This window comes from Pseudomonas sp. MS19 (genome assembly GCF_013277615.1).
GTDB classification, from domain to species: domain Bacteria; phylum Pseudomonadota; class Gammaproteobacteria; order Pseudomonadales; family Pseudomonadaceae; genus Aquipseudomonas; species Aquipseudomonas marincola.
This window is the reverse complement of record NZ_VBTO01000008.1, coordinates 304265-324065: the sequence shown is the minus strand read 5'-3', so window position 1 is coordinate 324065 and position 19801 is coordinate 304265. Positions and strand designations below refer to the sequence as shown.

Annotated in this window: 21 protein-coding genes; 6 read left to right on the top strand and 15 right to left on the bottom strand. The window is 57.8% G+C overall.

Going from position 1 to position 19801, the window contains the following annotated elements; genetic code table 11:
• Nucleotides 1-14 precede the first annotated feature (14 nt).
• The 6 genes from FEZ62_RS08690 to dadA form a co-directional block, all read right to left on the bottom strand.
• Nucleotides 15-2150, bottom strand: a complete 2136-nt coding sequence (locus FEZ62_RS08690) for an acetyl-CoA hydrolase/transferase C-terminal domain-containing protein (RefSeq protein WP_242454918.1) — start codon at nucleotides 2148-2150, stop codon at nucleotides 15-17.
• 204 nt (nucleotides 2151-2354) lie between these two features.
• The gene (locus FEZ62_RS08685; RefSeq protein ID WP_172927586.1) at nucleotides 2355-2777 is read right to left on the bottom strand and encodes a c-type cytochrome; all 423 of its coding nucleotides are present in this window, start codon (nucleotides 2775-2777) and stop codon (nucleotides 2355-2357) included.
• Nucleotides 2778-2964: 187 nt separating this feature from the next.
• A complete protein-coding gene (locus FEZ62_RS08680) occupies nucleotides 2965-3513 on the bottom strand; it encodes a cupin domain-containing protein (protein WP_069898507.1) in 549 nt (182 codons plus the stop codon).
• Between the two features lie 104 nt (nucleotides 3514-3617).
• Complete coding sequence (gene alr / locus FEZ62_RS08675) at nucleotides 3618-4691, bottom strand: alanine racemase (RefSeq protein ID WP_172927407.1); 1074 nt, start codon at nucleotides 4689-4691, stop codon at nucleotides 3618-3620.
• A 68-nt stretch (nucleotides 4692-4759) separates the two neighbouring features.
• Nucleotides 4760-5116: a RidA family protein gene (locus tag FEZ62_RS08670; protein WP_069898509.1), complete on the bottom strand. Its 357-nt coding sequence runs from the start codon at nucleotides 5114-5116 to the stop codon at nucleotides 4760-4762.
• Entirely contained in the window at nucleotides 5091-6389 is a 1299-nt protein-coding gene (gene dadA, locus FEZ62_RS08665; protein ID WP_069898510.1) for a D-amino acid dehydrogenase, read from the bottom strand. Before dadA ends, FEZ62_RS08670 begins: the two co-directional genes overlap by 26 nt.
• Before the next feature lie 155 nt (nucleotides 6390-6544).
• Between dadA and dadR the strand changes: the two genes are divergently transcribed.
• Complete coding sequence (gene dadR, locus FEZ62_RS08660; RefSeq protein ID WP_025163949.1) at nucleotides 6545-7033, top strand: transcriptional regulator DadR; 489 nt, start codon at nucleotides 6545-6547, stop codon at nucleotides 7031-7033.
• Nucleotides 7034-7162: 129 nt separating this feature from the next.
• On the opposite strand, the gene FEZ62_RS08655 is transcribed toward dadR, so the two are convergent.
• Nucleotides 7163-7663, bottom strand: a complete 501-nt coding sequence (locus tag FEZ62_RS08655) for a lactoylglutathione lyase family protein (RefSeq protein ID WP_172927406.1) — start codon at nucleotides 7661-7663, stop codon at nucleotides 7163-7165.
• A 96-nt stretch (nucleotides 7664-7759) separates the two neighbouring features.
• Here FEZ62_RS08655 and FEZ62_RS08650 point away from each other — a divergent pair, with 96 nt between their 5' ends.
• Entirely contained in the window at nucleotides 7760-8629 is an 870-nt protein-coding gene (locus FEZ62_RS08650) for a LysR family transcriptional regulator (RefSeq protein ID WP_150547895.1), read from the top strand.
• Nucleotides 8630-8653: 24 nt separating this feature from the next.
• Here FEZ62_RS08650 and FEZ62_RS08645 read toward each other — a convergent pair whose 3' ends face one another.
• Nucleotides 8654-9007, bottom strand: a complete 354-nt coding sequence (locus FEZ62_RS08645; protein ID WP_069898512.1) for a YkgJ family cysteine cluster protein — start codon at nucleotides 9005-9007, stop codon at nucleotides 8654-8656.
• A 160-nt stretch (nucleotides 9008-9167) separates the two neighbouring features.
• On the opposite strand from FEZ62_RS08645, the gene FEZ62_RS08640 reads away from it, so the two are divergent.
• Nucleotides 9168-10481, top strand: a complete 1314-nt coding sequence (locus tag FEZ62_RS08640; protein ID WP_069898513.1) for an FAD-binding oxidoreductase — start codon at nucleotides 9168-9170, stop codon at nucleotides 10479-10481.
• A gap of 49 nt (nucleotides 10482-10530) precedes the next feature.
• Here FEZ62_RS08640 and FEZ62_RS08635 read toward each other — a convergent pair whose 3' ends face one another.
• Together FEZ62_RS08635 and FEZ62_RS08630 are read right to left on the bottom strand one after the other, a co-directional pair.
• Nucleotides 10531-11127, bottom strand: a complete 597-nt coding sequence (locus tag FEZ62_RS08635; protein ID WP_172927405.1) for a DJ-1/PfpI family protein — start codon at nucleotides 11125-11127, stop codon at nucleotides 10531-10533.
• A gap of 59 nt (nucleotides 11128-11186) precedes the next feature.
• Nucleotides 11187-11426, bottom strand: a complete 240-nt coding sequence (locus FEZ62_RS08630; protein ID WP_172927404.1) for a DUF1127 domain-containing protein — start codon at nucleotides 11424-11426, stop codon at nucleotides 11187-11189.
• Between the two features lie 185 nt (nucleotides 11427-11611).
• Between FEZ62_RS08630 and FEZ62_RS08625 the strand changes: the two genes are divergently transcribed.
• Nucleotides 11612-13036, top strand: a complete 1425-nt coding sequence (locus FEZ62_RS08625; RefSeq protein WP_150547899.1) for a PLP-dependent aminotransferase family protein — start codon at nucleotides 11612-11614, stop codon at nucleotides 13034-13036.
• Nucleotides 13037-13041: 5 nt separating this feature from the next.
• On the opposite strand, the gene FEZ62_RS08620 is transcribed toward FEZ62_RS08625, so the two are convergent.
• Both FEZ62_RS08620 and FEZ62_RS08615 read right to left on the bottom strand, forming a co-directional pair.
• Nucleotides 13042-14187 (bottom strand): MFS transporter, encoded by a 1146-nt coding sequence (locus FEZ62_RS08620; protein WP_090509962.1) that lies wholly within the window; start codon nucleotides 14185-14187, stop codon nucleotides 13042-13044.
• A 161-nt stretch (nucleotides 14188-14348) separates the two neighbouring features.
• Complete coding sequence (locus FEZ62_RS08615) at nucleotides 14349-15842, bottom strand: aldehyde dehydrogenase (RefSeq protein WP_090509960.1); 1494 nt, start codon at nucleotides 15840-15842, stop codon at nucleotides 14349-14351.
• A gap of 251 nt (nucleotides 15843-16093) precedes the next feature.
• On the opposite strand from FEZ62_RS08615, the gene FEZ62_RS08610 reads away from it, so the two are divergent.
• On the top strand, nucleotides 16094-16459 hold the full coding sequence (locus FEZ62_RS08610) for a cupin domain-containing protein (RefSeq protein WP_172927403.1): 366 nt from the start codon (nucleotides 16094-16096) through the stop codon (nucleotides 16457-16459).
• A gap of 146 nt (nucleotides 16460-16605) precedes the next feature.
• Here FEZ62_RS08610 and rpmG read toward each other — a convergent pair whose 3' ends face one another.
• Both rpmG and rpmB read right to left on the bottom strand, forming a co-directional pair.
• Nucleotides 16606-16761 (bottom strand): 50S ribosomal protein L33, encoded by a 156-nt coding sequence (gene rpmG / locus FEZ62_RS08605; RefSeq protein WP_002551515.1) that lies wholly within the window; start codon nucleotides 16759-16761, stop codon nucleotides 16606-16608.
• Between the two features lie 11 nt (nucleotides 16762-16772).
• Nucleotides 16773-17009 (bottom strand): 50S ribosomal protein L28, encoded by a 237-nt coding sequence (gene rpmB / locus FEZ62_RS08600; protein WP_010489195.1) that lies wholly within the window; start codon nucleotides 17007-17009, stop codon nucleotides 16773-16775.
• A 388-nt stretch (nucleotides 17010-17397) separates the two neighbouring features.
• Here rpmB and FEZ62_RS08595 point away from each other — a divergent pair, with 388 nt between their 5' ends.
• On the top strand, nucleotides 17398-18990 hold the full coding sequence (locus tag FEZ62_RS08595) for an ABC transporter substrate-binding protein (protein WP_172927402.1): 1593 nt from the start codon (nucleotides 17398-17400) through the stop codon (nucleotides 18988-18990).
• A gap of 39 nt (nucleotides 18991-19029) precedes the next feature.
• On the opposite strand, the gene radC is transcribed toward FEZ62_RS08595, so the two are convergent.
• The gene (gene radC / locus FEZ62_RS08590; RefSeq protein WP_172927401.1) at nucleotides 19030-19704 is read right to left on the bottom strand and encodes a DNA repair protein RadC; all 675 of its coding nucleotides are present in this window, start codon (nucleotides 19702-19704) and stop codon (nucleotides 19030-19032) included.
• Nucleotides 19705-19801 lie beyond the last annotated feature (97 nt).

Here is a 19801-nt window from a genome sequence, read left to right as displayed (position 1 = left end):
ACTCAAACACACCGCTAAGCCTCTGCGGTCGCCTGCAAGCCTGCCAACAGCAAGCGCTGATACAGCCCTTCGGTCAGACCTTGCGGCTGCGCCAGATTCATCCGCTGCAAATGGGTCATGAAGGCCGCAGGCTCCGGAGCGTCGAGGGCTGCTTTGCCCAACTCAAAGACTTCGGTGAGCTTGAACTTGCTCTTCAGCCAGTTCAGCGCACGCAGCAAGTCGCACTCATCGGGCGTGAAATCGCTGCCCAATGGATACTCTTCGAACAGCTCGGCATTACCGGCCCGCACGGCCTGCAAGCGCTCGGGTGTGTTGTTGCAGTAACACTCATCGAGCTGGAAGTCTTTGGCCAGTTTGCCGGCTTTTATTGCCTGCTCGATAAGCTCGGGCTGAAACCGCGAATCACTGATCGCCAGCAGCGCCGCAATCACCTCGGCATCATTCTTACCGCGCAGGTCCGCCACGCCATATTCGGTGACGACCATATCGCGCAAATGCCGTGGAATGGTGACGTGACCATAATCCCAGACAATGTTCGATGTAACCTCGCCTGCCGACTCGCGCCAGCTGCGCAGCAGCAGAATCGAGCGGGCATCGTGCACTGCATGGCCCTGCACGACAAAGTTGTACTGCCCGCCCACACCACTCAGCACCCGGCCATCTTCGAGCTGATCAGATACCGCCGCGCCCATCAGCGTCATGGTGAACGCCGTGTTAATAAAGCGTGCATCGCGGCGTTGCAGGCGTTTCAGCTGCTCCTCGCCGTAAAGCTCATTGATGAAGCAGATACCGGTCATGGCGTAACGCCGGCGCTGCTGCAAATCCAGCTCATTGAGTCGGGCATAAAAGGAGCGCGGCCCAAGGAAGAACCCACCGTGCAGCACCACGCCAGCAGTTGCTGGCCGCAAATACGCCGCCAGCGCGGCCTGGGTCGCTGAATCCGCAAGATTGGCAGGCACCTGATTGCCGTCTGGCAAATGCAACTCACCAGCCTGTAACGTGATCCCGTCCGCAAGCAACCCGTGCTGTTGCAGATGTGCCAATGCATCCGCCGTGAGGTTTGGGCAGAACCCGGCGTCGAGCATGGTTTGCACACTTTTCGGCGCGCCCTGATCGTCGAGCGCATCAGCCGAGGCCAGTTTTTGCACCACTAAATCCGGGTACACCGCACGGCGAATAATCCCGGCATCCGCCAGTTTTAGCAGGCCGTTTACAAACATCTCACTGCAGCCGTACAAGCCCTGCTCAAACCCACCGCTGCCGCCAATCGCCACGCTGCCTGCTAAGGTCTCAGGGGTGACTGCCAGCGCCTGCAAAACCTCGTTGTAGGCGGCATTGTTGGCATCGCGCGCCAGCAGGGCAGCAGTCAGCGCATCGCCCATCGAACCGATACCAATCTGCAAGGTTCCGCCATCGCGCACCAGCGTACTGGCGTGTAAACCAATGCAATGGTCTTGCAAGCTGACTGGCATGTTGGGTGTCGAGAACAGCGTGGTGTGCTCGTTTTCCTGCAAATGGATGTCGAACACCTCCCGCGCAACCTCGGCATCACCTGGCATGTAGGGCAGATCTGCATGCACATGCGCCAGATAGATAATCGGCTCACCGCGTGCTCTGCGCTGCTCCATCAGCGGCATCAGGTCGAGGGTGATATCGGGGTTGCTGCTCAGGCTGAAATGATCGGGCCGCTGAGGATCGCTGGCCACCAACTGGGCGATCAGGTTCACCCCGTGATCATTGAGGTCGCGCGCCACATGGCTGTAGTTGCTGCTGATGTAGCTCTGCTGGGCGACATCACAATGCAGCAGGCTGCCGGGCTGCATGAAAAACTGCTCGACGCTGATATTGGCCGGAAGCGTTCCATGGCGAAGGTCGCTGAGAAAATCCAGCTCGGGATAGTCAGCAAACACCCGCTCAAGAAACGGCTCTACAAACAGCTGCTGTAACCCGGCTTCGGGCTGTGGACGAGCCAGACACAGCGCGGTATAGATTTTCAGCTGACGCTCGGGGAGTTGTTTGCAGCGCTGATACAAGGCATTAACCCAGCGATTGGGTTTACCCAGGCCAAGCGGCAGGGCGAGCTTTATCGGCCCCTTGATACGATCAAGCACCTGCTCGATTGCCGCGTCAAACGAATACATCGACTGCATTAGGCTCTCCTTGCATGGTTAGAACTCTGCGCCTTCGTCACTGAAGTTGCTGCGCAGTTTGCACACTGGCTGACATGTGTAAGCGTAGCGGCACGCCACCCGCTGTCACGTGAACATAGAGGCACATGCCAACGCCAAGTTCCTGCCAGTTTTCTGCGGGCACAAAAAAGCCGCCCGCAGGCGGCTTTTTCTAAAAATGCAGTCTTACAGACCCGACATTTTCTGGATGGTCGCTTTCAGCTCGTCATCGGTACAGTCAGCACAGGTGCCTTTTGGCGGCATGGCATTGATACCGGAGATGGCTTTAGCCAGCAGGCCGTCAAGACCGCCTTGCTCGTCAGCACGTTTTTTCCACTCAGCGGTATCACCGATTTTCGGAGCACCCAACACGCCAGTGTTGTGGCACGCGCCGCAATGAGCAGCGATCACGTCGTCGGGGGTTTTAGCACCACCGCCAGCAGCAGAAGCGACAGCCTCTACGCCTTTACACTCTTCACCCTGCACACAGACCTGACCTACCGGCTTCAAACGCTCGGCAATAGCATCGTCGGTAGTGGCCTGAGCAGTAACGGCCCAAAGCGCCATCACTGTAACGGGGGCTATTAGCATCTTCTTAATTAGGTTCACACGCATTACCTCATCATGGCTAGATTCACCCGCGGCCACGGTTTCGCGAGCGATATGCAAGTATAACGGCAAGCCCAGCTGGCCGAAACAACCTAAATTGCCGCAGCAGGCGCGAGGCACTGCCACCAACTAAAAGTTTAGTCAGTGGCCAATACCGGCCAAAGGGCCGATCTAAGCGCCTTACAGATTAAAAGTTGGCCGGCGTTGTCGCACTCACCAGCTTTGCCGGTACGTCGAAAGGATTACGGAAACGGTGGGGTTTACTGCTATCAAAGTAGTAGCTGTCGCCCTGCTCCAGAATGTAAGTCTCGGTACCGACTACCAACTCAAGACGCCCTTCCACCAGCAATCCGGCCTCTTCACCTTCGTGCGCAAGCATCGAGTCGCCCGTGTCGGCGCCCGGCGGATAGGTTTCAGAGAGAAATGCGATAGCCCGGCTGGGATGTGCCCGGCCGACGAGCTTCATGGTGACCGCGCCATCGGAGATGTCGATCAGCTCTCCGGCCTTGTAGACGACTTGGGCACTGCTGTCCTGTTCCATGTCGAGGGAGAAAAACTCGACCAGTGACATGGGAATACCCGCCAACACCTTTTTCAATGAGCTGATCGAAGGGCTTACGCTGTTCTTCTCGATCATCGAAATAGTGCTGTTGGTAACGCCTGCCCGTTTAGCGAGTTCACGCTGGGAAAGGCCTTTGAGTTTGCGAATGGATTGCAGTCGTACACCGACGTCCAATGCTGGAGTCCCCCTTCGGGCTGATACAGAAAATGTGTCCGTATCATGGCAACAGCGTTCAGTATTTACAACAGTCTTGTCCCATATCCTGCTCAGAAAATTACTCAGTCCTCAGAATAGAGCAGCGGAACGCGACGTAAATTGCAAAAAATCTGATAAGGAATAGTCCCTGCACGGCTGGCAACGTCGCTGGCGAGCACCTGTTTGCCCCAGAACTCGACCCGACTGCCCAGGCCTGCCTGAGGTAGATCGGTGAGGTCGACAGTGATCATGTCCATCGATACCCGGCCTATCAGCCGCGTCAGTTGGCCATCGACCGCAACCGGGGTGCCGGTCGGCGCGTGGCGCGGATAACCATCGGCATAACCCATGGCCACAACGCCGACACGGGTCGGCCGTTCGGTCACAAAGCTGCCCGCGTAACCAACCGGCTCACCCGCCGGCAGTTCGCGCACACTGATAATTTTCGATTCCAGGGTCATCACGGGCTGCAACTGGCTGGCCAGCGTCTGCGGTTGCTCAAATGGCGTGGCGCCGTACAACATAATGCCGGGGCGCACCCAATCGCTCGGTACTTGCGGCCAGCCCAGCACCGACGGGGAATTGCGCAGGCTGATCTCGGCATCAATGCCGCTACGCACCTGTTCAAAAGCCTCAAGCTGCTCTTCGCTGCGCGAGCAGTCGAGTTCATCGGCACGCGCAAAGTGGCTCATCAATACGACTTTGCCGACATTGCTGCTGGCCTGCAGACGCTCATGGGCGGCGACGTAATCGTCTGGATGAAAACCAACCCGGTGCATGCCCGAGTCAAGCTTGAGCCAGACCGTAAGCGCGCGATTGAGTTGCGCACGCTCAAGCGCTTCAAGCTGCCAGAGCGAATGCACTACGCACCAGAAGTCGTGCTGCTCGATCAGCTCAAGCTCAGCGGCTTCGAAAAAACCTTCCAACAGCAGAATCGGCGCGCGAATGCCGGCTTCGCGCAACTCCAGCGCCTCTTCAATGCAGGCCACAGCAAAGCCATCGACCTCATCCTGCAACGCTTTCGCACAGCGCACCGCACCATGCCCATACGCATCCGCCTTGATCACCGCGAGGGCTTTGGCAGCGGATACTTCGCGGGCCAAACGGTAGTTATGACGCAGCGCATTGAGGTCGATAAGGGCACGGGCTGGACGCATTATTCTGTCTTCTGCTGTGGATAAGTCATAAAAAAACCCGGCAGGGACAACATGCCGGGTCAATGGGACTAGTTATTGAGTGCAGCCACTACGGTCATTTCGACCAGTACGTCGGGCTTGTACATCCGCGCTTCGACTGCCGCGCGGGCAGGTGCGGTGCCGGGACGGACCCAAGCATCCCAGACCTGATTGAGGCCGGCGTAATCACGCTCCATGTCTTTCAGGTAGATGGTCACCGAGAGGATCTGGCTCTTATCGGTGCCCGCCTCAGCCAGCATCAAATCGATGTTGGCCAGGGTTTGTTCGGTTTGCGCGACGATATCGCCGCTGAAGTCGTCGGCCAATTGGCCGGCCAGATAGACCGTGCCGTTATGGATGACGATTTCGCTGTAGCGCGACTCAGTGCGCAGGCGCTGGACTGCCATGAGCAGAGCTCTCCTTGTTCTTGCTGTAACGGGAAATATCCAGACCTTCACTGCTGATCTGCGGACGCTTTTTCGCCATCAGATCGGCCAGGAAACGCCCGGAACCACAGGCCATGGTCCAACCCAGCGTACCGTGACCGGTGTTCAGGAACAGGTTGCTGTAACGGGTTGCACCGACGATTGGCGTGCCATCCGGGGTCGCCGGACGCAGCCCGGTCCAGAATTCGGCCTGGCTGACATCGCCACCTTGCGGGTAGAGATCGCCAACGATCATTTCCAGCGTCTCGCGGCGACGCGGATTGAGGCTCATGTCGAAACCGGCAATTTCAGCCATACCGCCAACGCGGATGCGCTGGTCGAAACGGGTGATTGCAACCTTGTAGGTTTCATCAAGGATGGTCGAAGTCGGCGCCATGTCACCGTTGGTGATTGGCACAGTCAGCGAATATCCCTTGAGCGGATAAACCGGTGCACGAATGCCCAGCGGCTTGAGCAATTGCGGGCTGAAGCTGCCGAGCGCCAATACATAGCGGTCAGCGGTTTCCAGTTTGCCGTTGATCCACACGCCGTTGATGCGATCGCCTGCGTGATCGAGGCGCTCGATGTTCTCGCCGAAGCGGAATTCAACACCCATGGCGCGGGCCATATCAGCCAACTTACGGGTGAACATCTGGCAGTCGCCAGTCTGGTCATTCGGCAAACGCAGTGCACCTGCCAGCTTGTCGGTCACGCTGGCCAGTGCCGGCTCAACCCGGGCAATGCCGGCACGGTCCAGAAGCTCATAAGGCACGCCCGACTGCTTGAGTACGGCGATATCCTTGGCAGCATTATCGACCTGCGCCTGCGTGCGGAACAGTTGAGTTGTGCCCAACTTGCGGCCTTCGTAGCTGATACCGGTCTCGGCACGCAGCTCATCGAGGCAGTCACGGCTATATTCGGAGAGGCGCACCATGCGCTCTTTGTTCACCGCATAACGGCTGGCGGTGCAGTTGCGCAGCATTTGCGCCATCCACAGGTACTGATCCGGGTCGGATGTGGCCTTGATGGCCAAAGGAGCATGCTTTTGCAGCAACCATTTGATGGCTTTAAGCGGCACGCCCGGTGCAGCCCAAGGCGATGCATAGCCTGGAGAAACCTGGCCGGCGTTGGCGAAGCTCGTCTCCATAGCGGGTGCCGGCTGACGGTCAACCACTGTCACTTCAAAACCCTGACGGGCCAGATAGTAAGCACTGACCGTTCCGATTACACCGCTACCAAGCACCAAGACCCGCATCGTTTTCTCCTTGCCGCGACTATGCACTGGCATTTTTTATTTAGAGCGTTGATGCGCGCAGTATATTGAGCAATGAGCAGTGTTATTCACTATATATAAAGCTATATTTGGCGAGAATTATCGGCAAAACACACTTCTACGGAGGGGCATCGCCCATGCGCACCCAACATCAGAGCCGCCGCGAACTGGACAAGATCGACCGCAACATCCTGCGAATCCTTCAGGAAGACGGGCGCATCTCTTTCACTGAACTGGGCGAACGCGTGGGGCTGTCTACTACGCCGTGTACCGAGCGGGTGCGGCGCCTGGAACGCGAAGGCATCATCATGGGCTACCACGCCCGGCTGAACCCGCAGAACCTCAAGGCCAGCCTGCTGGTATTTGTTGAGATCAGCCTCGACTACAAGTCAGGCGACACCTTCGAAGAGTTCCGCCGCGCGGTGCTGAAACTGCCGCACGTGTTGGAATGTCACCTGGTTTCGGGGGATTTTGACTACCTGGTAAAAGCGCGCATCAACGAGATGGCCTCGTACCGAAAACTGCTTGGCGACATCCTGCTCAAACTGCCCCACGTACGCGAATCCAAAAGCTATATCGTCATGGAAGAGGTTAAAGAGAGCTTGTCTCTGCCGGTTCCGGAATAGGCCCGCCATGAGCAGCCACGTCGGCTGACAACACACCCGGCAGCCAGACGTGACAGCCGGAGCAACAGAACGCGACTCAGCGAATGGCCGGTGAACGCGGCCATTCGCTGCAATCAAACGTTCAGCGCATTACTGATAGGCGCCTGCGGAGTAAGTCAGCTCATAGCTGTGGCTATAGATCTCAAGGATGATGCCGAACGGATCTTCCATGTAGACCATGCGATATGGCTTCTCGCCCGGGAAGTACTCGCGCACCGGCATCCGCTGCTTACCACCGGCAGCAACAATTTTGGCCGCCAGACCTTCTACATCCGGGTCTTGTACGCAGAAGTGAAAGACCCCGGTTTTCCAGTATTCAAAGTTGTTCTGTGGCTTCTCGGCATTGGAGAATTCGAAGATCTCCACACCGATGCGGTCGCCTGTGGAGAGGTGCGCGATGCGCGTCGAGCCCCAGCCCTCGCCAAATACGTCGGTGCACATGGCGCCAATGGCCGTGTCATCCTCGACAATGGTGGTTGGCGGCATGATCAGGTACCAACCCATGACCTCTGTGTAGAACTTGACCGCCGCGTCGAGGTCGGTCACCGACAAGCCGATATGGGAAAAGCTTCTTGGGTAGACAGTGGACATGGTCATTACCTCGGGGTGATTAATGAGTAGCCAGTCTATGCAGCCATAGCCATAATAAAAATAAGGCAACTGTTATCGAGAGCATAAGTATTCGTTATGATAAATCCACAGTGGCTGCGCACCTTTGCAACTCTAGCGGAGCAAGGTAATTTCACCCGCACCGCCGAACGGCTCGACCTCACCCAAGCGGCCGTCAGCCAACATGTGCAAAAACTCGAAGAGCGCCTGGGCCAGTTGTTAATCCGGCGTCCGCGCGCACTGGAGCTGACCCCGGCGGGCCATGCATTACTGGAATACTGTGCAGAGGTTGGCGCGGCGGATCAGCGCTTGCAGTTGCGCTTGTCTGAGGCTGAGAGCGACCACGGCGAGATCAGCCTGATAAGCCCCGGCAGCATCGGCCTGGCAATTTATCCACACCTGCTGGAGTTACAGCAGGCTCATCCCGGGCTGAACATTCGTCATCGCTTCGCCCCGGACAGCGAGGTCTTGTCCAGCGTGCTGGAAAACCGTTTTGAGCTGGGTTTGACGACCCTGAGACCGGACGACCCACGGCTCAAGGTCAGCCGCTTTTGCGAAGAACCGCTGGAACTGGTCGCGCCGAGCGCCGCAGCGGTGAACAGCTGGCAGGATCTTGAGCGTCTGGGCTTTATTGATCACCCCGACGGACAAGCAATGGCCAGCAGATTGTTAAGCCGTACGTTTCCCGGAGCGCCGGGTATTCGCAACCTGCCGACACGCGGCTACACCAATCAAATCTCGTTGATTCTGGAGTCAGTAGCGCGTGGTCTGGGCTTCACGGTGATACCGCGCTTTGCGCGCATCGCCTTCGGCCAGTCTGAGCGTGTGCAGGTGATTCAGAGCGAGCGAGGCGTTATCGACACCTTATGGCTGATACACCGCGCTGAATGGCCGCTGTCTGCACGGGCTAAACGTGTGATCGAGCAGATTCAGCCCTTGTTCGTGTGAGCCGCAGGCAGCTGCACATGTGCGCTAAACCAAAACCTGCCGGGTAGTCGCAATCAACTTGTGCACCTGCGCCTCAAACTCCGGCTCAATCGGCACTTCGGGGCCACGGCCATGCGGGCACGGCAGATTCGGCGTGGTGCCGAACAGGCGACAAATAAGTGGACGCTGGTCATACACCTGACAACCGTTCGGCCCCAGATGCACGCAGTTCAACTCTTCCAGCGCCGCCTCATGCTCGGCATCGCTCTTGTGCGGCAGCCGCGACATCTCTTCGGAGGATGCTGTGACCGGCCCACAACAGTCGTGACAACCCGGGATACAGGCAAAGCTGGGAATCTGCCGACGCAGGTAATCAATTTTCCGGCTGGTACAACTCATAAGCAGCATCCTTAACAGGTTTACACAGTTTAACCTGTGCCGAAGCGCAACGAGATTTATGCGACGCTCAGCCACTTTTTTGGATTTATGCTTGGCGATCAGCTGCAACCATGCTTATGCTTCGTAAAATTTTCCAAACACAATAAACAGGATTTAACACATGAACGCCCGCGTTCACCAACCGGTTCACAGCAATCAGCACGCCGCCTCCTACTATGCCGCCAGCGCTAACCGCAGCGTGGCCTATGCACCATTGGGAGGTGAGCTGCGCGCTGATGTGTGCATTGTTGGTGGGGGCTTTTCGGGGCTTAACACAGCGATCGAGCTGGCCCAGAAAGGCTTGTCCGTGGTGGTTCTAGAAGCCCACAAAATGGGCTGGGGAGCCAGCGGTCGCAACGGCGGACAGTTGATTCGTGGCGTTGGCCATGACGTTGACCAGTTCAAATCGGTAGTCGGCGAGGAAGGCGTTCGCGACTTCAAGCTCATGGGCATCGAGGCTGTGGATATCGTGCGCAAGCGTGTTGAGCAATTCAACATCGCCTGTGATCTGACCTGGGGTTATTGCGACCTGGCCAATAAACCTCGCGACCTCGCAGGCTTTGCCGAAGACGCCGAAGAGCTGAAAAGCCTCGGCTACCAGCACGAATTGCGCCTGCTGCAACCCAACCAGATGCGTGAAGTGGTGGGCTCCGACCGCTATGTTGGCGGCTTGATCGACATGGGCTCAGGCCACTTGCATCCACTGAATCTGGCGCTTGGCGAGGCCGCTGCAGCCGAGTCGCTGGGCGTCCAGCTGTTCGAAGACAGCGCAGTTACCCGCATTGAGTACGGCTCACAGGTCAAGGTGCACACCGCCAGCGGCGTGGTACTGGCAAACAATCTGGTGCTGGCCTGCAACGCCTACCTTGGCGAGCTGAATACCAATCTCGGCGGTAAAGTGCTGCCGGCGGGTAGCTACATCATCGCCACCGAGCCCCTGAGCGAAGAGCAGGCGAAAGCGATTATTCCGCAGAATATGGCCCTGTGTGATCAGCGTGTCGCGCTGGATTACTATCGCCTGTCTGCGGATCGCCGCCTGCTATTTGGCGGTGCTTGCCACTACTCCGGTCGCGATCCTGCGGACATCGCCGGCTATATGCGGCCAAAGATGCTGGAAGTGTTTCCGCATCTGAAAGACACCAAGGTGGAATATCAGTGGGGCGGCATGATCGGCATTGGCGCAAACCGCCTGCCGCAAATTGGTCGCCTCAAAGGCCAAAACAATGTGTTCTACGCCCAGGCCTACTCCGGCCACGGCGTGAATGCCACGCACCTCGCTGGCAAGTTGCTGGGCGAGGCGATTGCCGGTCAGGCCAGTAACGGCTTCGACCTGTTCGCCAAAGTGCCGCACATCACCTTCCCAGGCGGCAAATACCTGCGCTCGCCACTTCTGGCGATGGGCATGCTCTGGCACCGCATGAAAGAGGTTCTGTAACCTTGCAAAACGGCGCATGCAGTTGTTGTTGCATGCGCCGGTTAAGGCTTCAGATGTAGGGCGTGACCACCGAAAGACTGTGCGCCACACTGGATTCCTTCTCGCCCACCGGCGCCACGTAATGGATTGCCGTCTCGGCCGCCGCAGTACCCGCCAGTTTGGCAATCACCCACGTCGCCAGATATTGCGAAGCCATGCAGCCGCCTGCCGTGGCGACATTGCCCTTGGCAAAAAACGCCTGCTGTAACACCTCAACCCCAGACTCGACCACCCACGGCTTGCTCAGCAAATCGGTACACGCGGGCACGCCATCGAGCAAGCCCAATACCGACAACAGCAAAGTGCCCGAGCACTGGGCGCCAATCAGTTGCCGCGACGAGTCCAGTTGTAACCGATCCAGAATCGAGCGGTCTTGCGCGATATCGCGCGTCAGGATACCGCTGCCGAACAGCACCACATCGGCGCTATTGGCGAACTCCAACGGTTGCTGGGCTTCGATGCGCACGCCATTCATTGAGGTCACCGTGGCCGCTGGAGAGGTGATCTGCACATTCCAGCCCGAACCCTTGAGGCGGTTGAGGATACCGGCAGCGATGAATGAATCGAGCTCGTTGAAGCCTTCAAAAGTTAAAATTGCGATATCCATGATCGACTCCTATCCGTTGGCTGGCAGCGTAACCGAGACGCCAGCGGTCTGACTAAATTTCATAATTTCCAGAACGGCAGCGACGCCTCGCGATTCGCTTGCTGTCGGGTCAGGCCGATGTCCTTCAGTTGCTGGTCGGTCAGTTTGAGCAACTGTCGCCGTGTGCTCAAGCGGCGCAGCATCAGGGTCCAGCGCGACATCTGCGGCCCGTATTCAACACGGCCAGCCAGCGTCGTCTGAGCACTGTGCTGTAACTCCTGCGCGGCCAACGACAGCCTTACATCACTTAATCCGTTCATCTCCTTCTCCCGGCAATTAGCCCATTCGAGCAATCATCATGGGCTTTGCGGAAAAAGCATGACAGATTCAAAAAATGATTATTAAATCCATACAGATTTGCCAATTAGCCTTCTGAATCACACTTTTCAGCGACAACTGTACTGGTTCATCGCCGAACAAACGGCCAGCACCGAGAGACGCGCGCATGACGCTTTATATCGACCTCGCAACGCTGATCAGCTCCAGAATCGAGCAAGGTCTGTATCGGCCAGGGGATCGCCTGCCTTCCGTGCGCGCCCTCAGCATCGAGCACGGCGTCAGCTTGAGCACCGTGCAACAGGCTTACCGCCACCTTGAAGATCAGGGCATGGCAACACCCAAACCCAAATCGGGCTACTTTGTTTCACCGCAGCGCAAAGTCCCTGCCCTGCCCCAAGTGGGCCGACCGGCACTGCGACCGGTCGAAGTCTCACAATGGGACCAGGTACTGGATCAAATCAGCCATAGCCCAGAACATAGCGGCCTGTTGCAACTCGGCCGGGGCCGCCCGGACATCACTGCGCCCACCCTGAAACCGCTGCTGCGCTCGCTGTCGCGCTTGAGCCGGCGCCAAGACGCCAGCGTGCTGACTTACGGCTGTATCCGTGGCGAGCAGAGCCTGCGTCAGCAAATCTCGCGGTTAATGATCGACTCCGGCTGCCAGATTCCCTTCGAGGAAATCGTTGTGACCACGGGCTGCCATGAGGCGCTCTCGGCAGCTATCCGCGCCATTTGTCAGCCCGGCGATATTGTTGCGGTCGACTCACCGAGTTTTCATGGGGTCATGCAAGCGCTCAAGGGCTTCGGCATGAAGGCACTGGAATTGCCGACCGACCCCATCACCGGGATCAACCTCGACGCATTGAAGATGGCGCTGGAGCAATGGCCGATCAAGGCCATACAACTGACCCCGAATTGCAATAACCCGCTGGGCTACATCATGCCCGATGCGAATAAGCGCGCCCTGCTCGACCTCGCCCAACGCTACGACGTGGCGATTATCGAGGATGACGTATACGGCGAACTGGCGTTTAGCTACCCGCGTCCACGCACCATTAAGTCCTACGACCGTGACGGCCGCGTGCTGCTCTGCAGCTCTTTCTCGAAAACCCTGGCGCCAGGCCTGCGAGTTGGTTGGATTGCACCTGGCCGCTATCAGGAGCAGGTGCTGCACATGAAATACATGGGCACCGGCAGCACCGCCCAACTGCCGCAACTGGCACTTGCCGAGTTTCTTGCCGCTGGCCATTACGAGCCGCACCTGCGGCGCATGCGTAGCCAGTATGCGCAAAGCCGTGACCAGATGATCGATTGGGTCAGCCGCTACTTCCCCAGCGAGACCCGGGTCAGTCGTCCACTGGGCAGCTTTATGCTGTGGGTTGAGCTGCCGACAGGCTTCGATAGCGTGTACCTGAATCAGGCGCTGCTTGAGCACAAGATCCAGATAGCGCCGGGCAGCATCTTTTCTGCGGCCGGCAAGTACCGCAATTGCCTGCGCATCAATTACGCCAGTAAAGCCACTGACGAAATTGAAAACGCAGTGCGGATTGTCGGTGAAACCGTCGCCAGACTGCTCAACGAAACTGGCTGAATCGATTAGGTGGCCGATACCGTCTGCGGCAGTTCATCCCGGCGCCAGGCAAGTACCACGAAACCAGCCGCTCCCAGCGCCATCAGCAACGGCAATGCGTGACCGCTCACCCACTGGCTGGCAGCCCCCGTTGCCAGTGGCCCGACCAGACAACCAATACCCCACAACTGCGACACGTGAGCGTTGGCGCGCACCAGCTCATCGTCACGGTAACGCTCGCCAATCTGAATAAGCGACAAGGTAAACAAGCCACCGGCACTGGCGCCGAACAACACCAGAACAGGCCAGATAACAGACGAGTGCAAGGCCAGCGGAATACTCAGGCTCGACAGCATCAGCACCACACCACACCCGCGGAACAGGTTGCGCCGCGACATCACGTCCGCCAGCCAGCCGATCGGCAGTTGCAGCACCGCATCCCCGACAACCACCACGCTGACCATGAACAACGCAACGTCTTGTGTGAAACCCTGACGCAGGCCGTAAATGGGCAACAGCGTCAGCATCATCGCTTCAAACGAGGCGAATAACGCCACCGCCCAGGCAATGGCCGGGAGCTTGCGGCAGAACACCACCAATCCCTTGAGCGAGACGCTATGCCCGCCGACCTTGGGCGCACCTGTGCGGCCAAGCAGCAACAGCGAGCCGCCAATCAACAGACAAGTACCGGTCCAGAATGCGTGATCACCTTCAGTGCCCAACGCCGTCAGCAACAACGGCCCACACAGCTGGCTCAGGGCGTAGCCGGTGCCGTACAACGCCACCAGCCGACCGCGCCATTTCTCGATCGACAGCTGATTGATCCAGCTCTCACCCAGAATGAACACCATGGTCAGCGCCACGCCCAACAGCAGGCGCAACACCACCCACACCGCATAGTTCTGCACCAATGCCAGCGTTGATACGGACACGGCGCCGACCAAAAGACACATCTGCATCAACGCACGCGTGCCAAAACGGCCCGCCAGTTTGCCGGCCAGCGAGGCGCCAAGCAGTACGCCAACGGCGGGTGTTGCGGCCATCACGCCGATTGCGAACGAGCCATATCCCCAGCTTTCCAGGCGCAACGATACCAGCGGCATGGTCACACCCAATGCCAGACCAATACTGATGACCGCCATGGAAACGGCGAAATAGGTACCCCAACGCATGTCCAGATTCCTTCTGTTGTAAGGCCTACAAAGCAAAACGGCCGAGCCTCCAGAGGGATAAATCCCCCGGGAAACCCGGCCGCAGGTTTGGCTCATAAGAGCCGGCCCCGATAGCGGGGCGGACCTGATACTGCTACAAGGCGATTAAGCCCTGCTGTGGATCAAAGCTTGATCCAGGTCGATTTCAGTTCGGTGTACTTGTCGAACGCGTGCAACGACTTGTCGCGACCATTACCCGACTGCTTGAAACCACCAAACGGTGCGGTCATGTCGCCGCCATCGTACTGGTTTACCCAGACGCTACCGGCGCGCAGCGCTTTGGCAGTCTGGTGAGCCTTGGACAGGTTGCTGGTCCAGACCGCAGCAGCCAGACCATAAATGGTGTCGTTGGCGATAGCAATGGCCTCTTCCGCATCATCAAAGGCGATAACCGACAGCACCGGGCCGAAGATCTCTTCCTGAGCGATGGTCATGGCGTTGTTCACGCCGTCGAAAATGGTCGGCTCAACGTAAGTGCCACCAGTCTCTTCCATCACACGCTTGCCGCCCGCAACCAACGTGGCGCCATCTTTGTGACCCGCCTCGATGTAACGCAGTACGTTATTCATCTGCTGGGTATCAACCAGTGCACCCACATTGGTTTCCGGGTCGAGCGGGTTGCCGGCCTTCCAGCCTTTGATCGCTTCAACCACCATCGGAACGAATTTGTCTTTGATCGAACGCTCAACCAACAGACGCGAACCGGCGGTGCACACTTCGCCCTGGTTGAACGCAATTGCGCCGGCAGCCGAAGCAGCAGCCGCTTGCAGATCAGGCGCGTCAGCGAAAACGATGTTCGGGCTCTTGCCGCCTGCTTCCAGCCAAACGCGCTTCATGTTCGATTCGCCTGCATAAACCATCAGCTGCTTGGCGATCTTGGTCGAACCTGTGAATACCAGCGTGTCGACGTCCATGTGCAGGGCCAGAGCCTTGCCCACAGTGTGGCCGAAACCTGGCAGCACGTTAAATACGCCAGCCGGGATACCGGCTTCAATCGCCAACTGGGCAACACGAATGCCGGTCAGCGGGGATTTTTCTGAAGGCTTGAGGATAATCGAGTTACCGGTGGCCAGTGCCGGGCCGAGCTTCCAGCAGCTCATCAGCAGTGGGAAGTTCCACGGCACGATCGCAGCAACCACACCGATTGGCTCGCGAGTAACCAGACCCAGCTGATCGTGCTCGGTGGCCGCTACTTCGTCGTATACCTTGTCGATGGCCTCGCCGTTCCAACGAATGGAGTTGGCAGCAGCAGCCATGTCGATGTTCAGCGAGTCGCTGATCGGCTTACCCATATCGAGGGTTTCGAGCAGCGCCAGTTCTTCAGCATGCTCAGCGATCAAGTCGCCAAAGCGGATCATGATCTGCTTGCGCTTGGCCGGCGCCATGCGCGACCAGACACCCGAGTTGAAAGTAGCGCGGGCGTCACGCACAGCGCGTTCGGCATCGGCCAAATCACAGCTGGCGACATGGCCCAACAAACGACCGTCGACCGGGCTGAGGCATTCGAACGTCTCACCCGACTCAGCCGAGCAGTATTCACCGTGTACAAACGCTCGGGTTTCAATTTTCAACGTCTTGGCGCGCTGTTCCCAGTCGGCGCGAGTCAAACTAGTCATGCGAATATCCTCTATGGCTGTAGAAAGTGTGCCGGATTTATCACCGCACACCTGCAATTTTTTGTCGTGGCGCAGAGCCTCACAATCCTGTGAGCAACACTAAACCAGAGCAACGCTAAATTTCAATATATTTGACACTTTATGCCCTTAGCGGCTTGTCATGTTCGTTTTATTAAACATAGACTGCGCCAAATCTTCAGCCAAATCTGCCTTTGTGCCTGACAAACTAAACGCCAGATAGAGACAATAAAATGAACATTCAGCAGATCGTCGACTTCGCCAACTCCCCTAGCAAAGCCGAGCACTACCGCCCAGCCCCCGAGAAAGTCCTCAAGGGCGATCCGGCGCAAAGCGTTATCAATCATTACGGCAGCCCGTGCGGCCAGTTCAATGCTGGCATTTGGGAAGGCGCTGTCGGCCAATGGAATGTCAGCTACACCGAATTTGAATACTGCGAAATTCTGCAGGGTGTATCCGTTCTGCGTGACCAGGACGGCAACGCCAAGACTGTCAGAGCTGGCGACCGTTTTGTCATCCCAGCCGGCTTCAACGGCACTTGGGAAGTGCTGGAGGCATGTCGCAAGGTCTACGTGATCTTCGAGCAAGCCTCAAACTGATACTCGCACGATTCACGCAACACCCTTACCCGTCCTTGTGGCGGGTTTTTTGTGCCTGAATGATGCGCATAAGGGTCAAACACTAAATTGCAGGCAAGAAAAAGCCCGCTAAAAAGCGGGCTCTCTCAGCAAGGATGCTTGATCAATTACTTGATCTTGCCTTCCTTGTAGATCACGTGCTTGCGCACAACCGGATCGAATTTTTTAATTTCGATTTTGTCCGGAGTGGTGCGTTTGTTCTTGTCGGTGGTGTAGAAGTGGCCAGTACCGGCGCTCGACACCAAACGGATCAATTCACGCATGATTTAGCTCCTTAAACCTTTTCGCCACGAGCACGAAGCTCGGACAGCACAACATCAATGCCACGCTTGTCGATGCAACGCATGCCTTTGGCAGATACGCGCAGACGTACGAAGCGATTCTCAGACTCAACCCAGAAGCGGTGATGCTGCAGGTTTGGCAGGAAACGACGACGGGTTTTGTTGTGTGCGTGGGAAACGTTGTTCCCGGTTACCGGACCCTTACCGGTAACTTGACAGACTCTCGACATGCCTCAGCCCTCTAAAACCACATGCCCAACCCGGCATGGGTTGGCCGCTTAAATTCAATGTCATTGGCGCAAAGCGCCGCGTTTCTCGAGGGTCTTACCGGCCACACCTGAAAGCGCAACAACCGGGCCCCTAGAAAAGAGCGCTGCTTTATACCAGAAAGACTCCCGAGCAACAACCTTAAACGCAAAAAGCCACTCACCGCGCAAACCGCGATTTAGCGCATCAGGCCTCTACGTGGGGGCTTGGACGATAATACCACTCGTCGCCCGATTTGATTGTTCTGTGAGCAACTTATGGTCTAGGGTAAGACTTTGCTCGTGCGCGTGCTGGCCAAACTGCCTGCTTTCAGCGCCAATGGATGCTCGCCTTATTACTCAGGAGCTGGTTATGCGCCTTAACGCCCTACCCCTAATTATCGCACCTCTACTCATGAGCCCGCTACTGGTGAATGCAGCGACCCTGAGTGTATGCACGGAAGCCAGCCCGGATGGCTTCGACGTGGTGCAGTACAACTCGCTGACCACCACCAACGCCTCGGCCGACGTACTGATGAATCGACTGGTCGATTACAACGCCACCAGCGCCAAGCTGACGCCTAGCCTGGCCGAGAGCTGGCAAGTATCTGACGACGGCCTCAGCTATACCTTCAAGCTGCGCAGCGATGTGAGCTTTCACACCACCGACTATTTCAAACCGACGCGCAAGCTCAACGCCGACGACGTGCTGTTCAGCTTCCAGCGTATGCTCGACGACGATCACCCGTGGCATAAAGTGGCCCAGAGCGGCTACCCGCATGCGCAGTCCATGCAATTACCACAGCTGGTAAAAAGCATCGAAGCGCCCGATGCACACACTGTGCGCTTCAACCTGACGCATCCGGATGCGACCTTTCTCGCCACGCTGAGCATGGGTTTCGCGTCGATTTACTCGGCCGAATATGCAGACCAACTGCTTAAGGCCGGCACGCCGGACGCGCTAAACAAACAGCCTATCGGCACCGGGCCGTTCATATTCAAGCGTTTCCAGAAGGACGCCGTAGTGCGCTACGACGCCAACCCTGCTTACTTCGCCGGCAAACCCGCTGTGGATAAGTTGATCTACGCCATTACCCCGGACGCCAACGTACGCTTGCAGAAACTGCGACGCAATGAATGCCAGATTACCCTGTCGCCGAAACCACTGGACGTACAGGCGGTGGCCGATGACAGCTCGATCAGCGTGGTCAAGACAGCGGCATTCATGACCGCCTTCGTTGGCATCAACACCGAACACCCGCCGCTGGACAAGCCCGAGGTACGCCAAGCCATCAACCTGGCATTCGACAAGGCCAGCTACCTCAAGGCGGTATTTGAAGACAGCGCCGAGGCGGCCAATGGTCCGTACCCGCCAAACACCTGGAGCTACGCAAAAGACTTGCCGGGCTATAAATATGACCCGCAAGCGGCGCGCAAACTGCTGGCTGACGCGGGCCTGCAAACACCGCTGAAAACCACGATCTGGACGCGCCCATCCGGCAGCCTGCTCAACCCCAACCCCAAGCTGGGCGCGCAATTGTTGCAGGCGGATCTGGCCAAGATCGGCATTCAGGCCGAGATCAAGGTGATCGAATGGGGCGAGCTGATTCGCCGGGCCAAGGCTGGCGAGCATGGTTTGCTGTTCATGGGCTGGGCCGGTGATAACGGTGATCCGGATAACTTCCTGACCCCGCAATTCTCCTGCGCCTCGGTTAAATCCGGGCTCAACTTTGCGCGTTATTGCGACGCCAAGCTGGACAAGCTGATCAGTGATGGCAAAACCGCGACCACCCAGGCGCAGCGCAGCGATATCTACCAGCAGGCACAACAGATTATCCAGCAGCAGGCGCTGTGGTTACCGCTGGCACATCCTACCGCGTTCGCCCTGACTCGCAGCAATGTCAGCGGCTACGAGGTCAGCCCGTTCGGCCGGCAGGACTTCGCCAAGGTCACTCTTGCGAAGTAAGCGCAACCGGGGGTAGGCCACACGCCAGCCCCCGACACCTTACAACCAGCCGAACTCGGCCATCGACAGCGGTTCGCCATCGCCGACGATGAAGTGATCAAGCACCCTCACCTCGATTAATTCCAGCGCCGCCTTGAGACGTTGCGTCAGCACGCGGTCGGCCTGGCTCGGCTCGGCGACACCTGATGGATGGTTATGGGTGAGGATCAGCGCCGCCGCGTTGTGCGCCAATGCCCGCTTAACCACTTGGCGAGGGTAGACGCTGGCACTGTCTATCGAGCCTTGGAACAGCGCCTCAAACGCCAGCACCCGGTGCTTTGCATCGAGAAACAGACAACCAAACACTTCGTGCGGCTCATGGCGCAACAGCGCCTTGAGGTAATTACGCACCGCTTGAGGACTTTCCAGCACCGAGTCGCGGCGCAATTGCTCAGCCAAATGCCGACGGCCCATTTCAAGCACTGCCTGCAATTGCGCAAACTTCGCCGGCCCCAAGCCCAGATGCAGGCAAAATACTGGCTGGTCGGCTTCAAGCAAGCTGCGCAGGCCGCCGAACTCGCAGAGTAAATGCCGCGCCAAATCCACCGCACTCTTGCCGGCAACGCCGGTGCGCAGAAATATCGCCAGCAGCTCGGCGTCGGTCAGGGTTGCTGCGCCCTGCGCCAACAGTTTCTCACGCGGGCGCTCTGCCTCCGGCCAATCGCGAATGCTCATGCACACCTCCTTGTTGAGTCTCACGCCCACAACCCTGTAGGCGCCTCGCAACCTCCTGCTGCGCAGCCGCTGCCGCAATGCGGCCGCTGTGATATCG

Excerpts from the sequence above, each read along its gene's own strand:
- FEZ62_RS08615 (WP_090509960.1), bottom strand. The coding sequence starts at position 15,842 with ATGACTAGTTTGACTCGCGCCGACTGGGAACAGCGCGCCAAGACGTTG.
- FEZ62_RS08650 (WP_150547895.1), top strand. The coding sequence starts at position 7,760 with ATGATAAATCCACAGTGGCTGCGCACCTTTGCAACTCTAGCGGAGCAA.
- FEZ62_RS08645 (WP_069898512.1), bottom strand. The coding sequence starts at position 9,007 with ATGAGTTGTACCAGCCGGAAAATTGATTACCTGCGTCGGCAGATTCCC.
- FEZ62_RS08595 (WP_172927402.1), top strand. The coding sequence starts at position 17,398 with ATGCGCCTTAACGCCCTACCCCTAATTATCGCACCTCTACTCATGAGC.
- FEZ62_RS08640 (WP_069898513.1), top strand. The coding sequence starts at position 9,168 with ATGAACGCCCGCGTTCACCAACCGGTTCACAGCAATCAGCACGCCGCC.
- dadA (WP_069898510.1), bottom strand. The coding sequence starts at position 6,389 with ATGCGGGTCTTGGTGCTTGGTAGCGGTGTAATCGGAACGGTCAGTGCT.
- radC (WP_172927401.1), bottom strand. The coding sequence starts at position 19,704 with ATGAGCATTCGCGATTGGCCGGAGGCAGAGCGCCCGCGTGAGAAACTG.
- FEZ62_RS08625 (WP_150547899.1), top strand. The coding sequence starts at position 11,612 with ATGACGCTTTATATCGACCTCGCAACGCTGATCAGCTCCAGAATCGAG.
- FEZ62_RS08630 (WP_172927404.1), bottom strand. The coding sequence starts at position 11,426 with ATGAACGGATTAAGTGATGTAAGGCTGTCGTTGGCCGCGCAGGAGTTA.
- rpmG (WP_002551515.1), bottom strand. The coding sequence starts at position 16,761 with ATGCGTGAATTGATCCGTTTGGTGTCGAGCGCCGGTACTGGCCACTTC.
- FEZ62_RS08670 (WP_069898509.1), bottom strand. The coding sequence starts at position 5,116 with ATGGCAGTCCAGCGCCTGCGCACTGAGTCGCGCTACAGCGAAATCGTC.
- FEZ62_RS08655 (WP_172927406.1), bottom strand. The coding sequence starts at position 7,663 with ATGTCCACTGTCTACCCAAGAAGCTTTTCCCATATCGGCTTGTCGGTG.
- rpmB (WP_010489195.1), bottom strand. The coding sequence starts at position 17,009 with ATGTCGAGAGTCTGTCAAGTTACCGGTAAGGGTCCGGTAACCGGGAAC.
- FEZ62_RS08620 (WP_090509962.1), bottom strand. The coding sequence starts at position 14,187 with ATGCGTTGGGGTACCTATTTCGCCGTTTCCATGGCGGTCATCAGTATT.
- FEZ62_RS08635 (WP_172927405.1), bottom strand. The coding sequence starts at position 11,127 with ATGGATATCGCAATTTTAACTTTTGAAGGCTTCAACGAGCTCGATTCA.
- FEZ62_RS08610 (WP_172927403.1), top strand. The coding sequence starts at position 16,094 with ATGAACATTCAGCAGATCGTCGACTTCGCCAACTCCCCTAGCAAAGCC.
- alr (WP_172927407.1), bottom strand. The coding sequence starts at position 4,691 with ATGCGTCCAGCCCGTGCCCTTATCGACCTCAATGCGCTGCGTCATAAC.
- dadR (WP_025163949.1), top strand. The coding sequence starts at position 6,545 with ATGCGCACCCAACATCAGAGCCGCCGCGAACTGGACAAGATCGACCGC.
- FEZ62_RS08690 (WP_242454918.1), bottom strand. The coding sequence starts at position 2,150 with ATGCAGTCGATGTATTCGTTTGACGCGGCAATCGAGCAGGTGCTTGAT.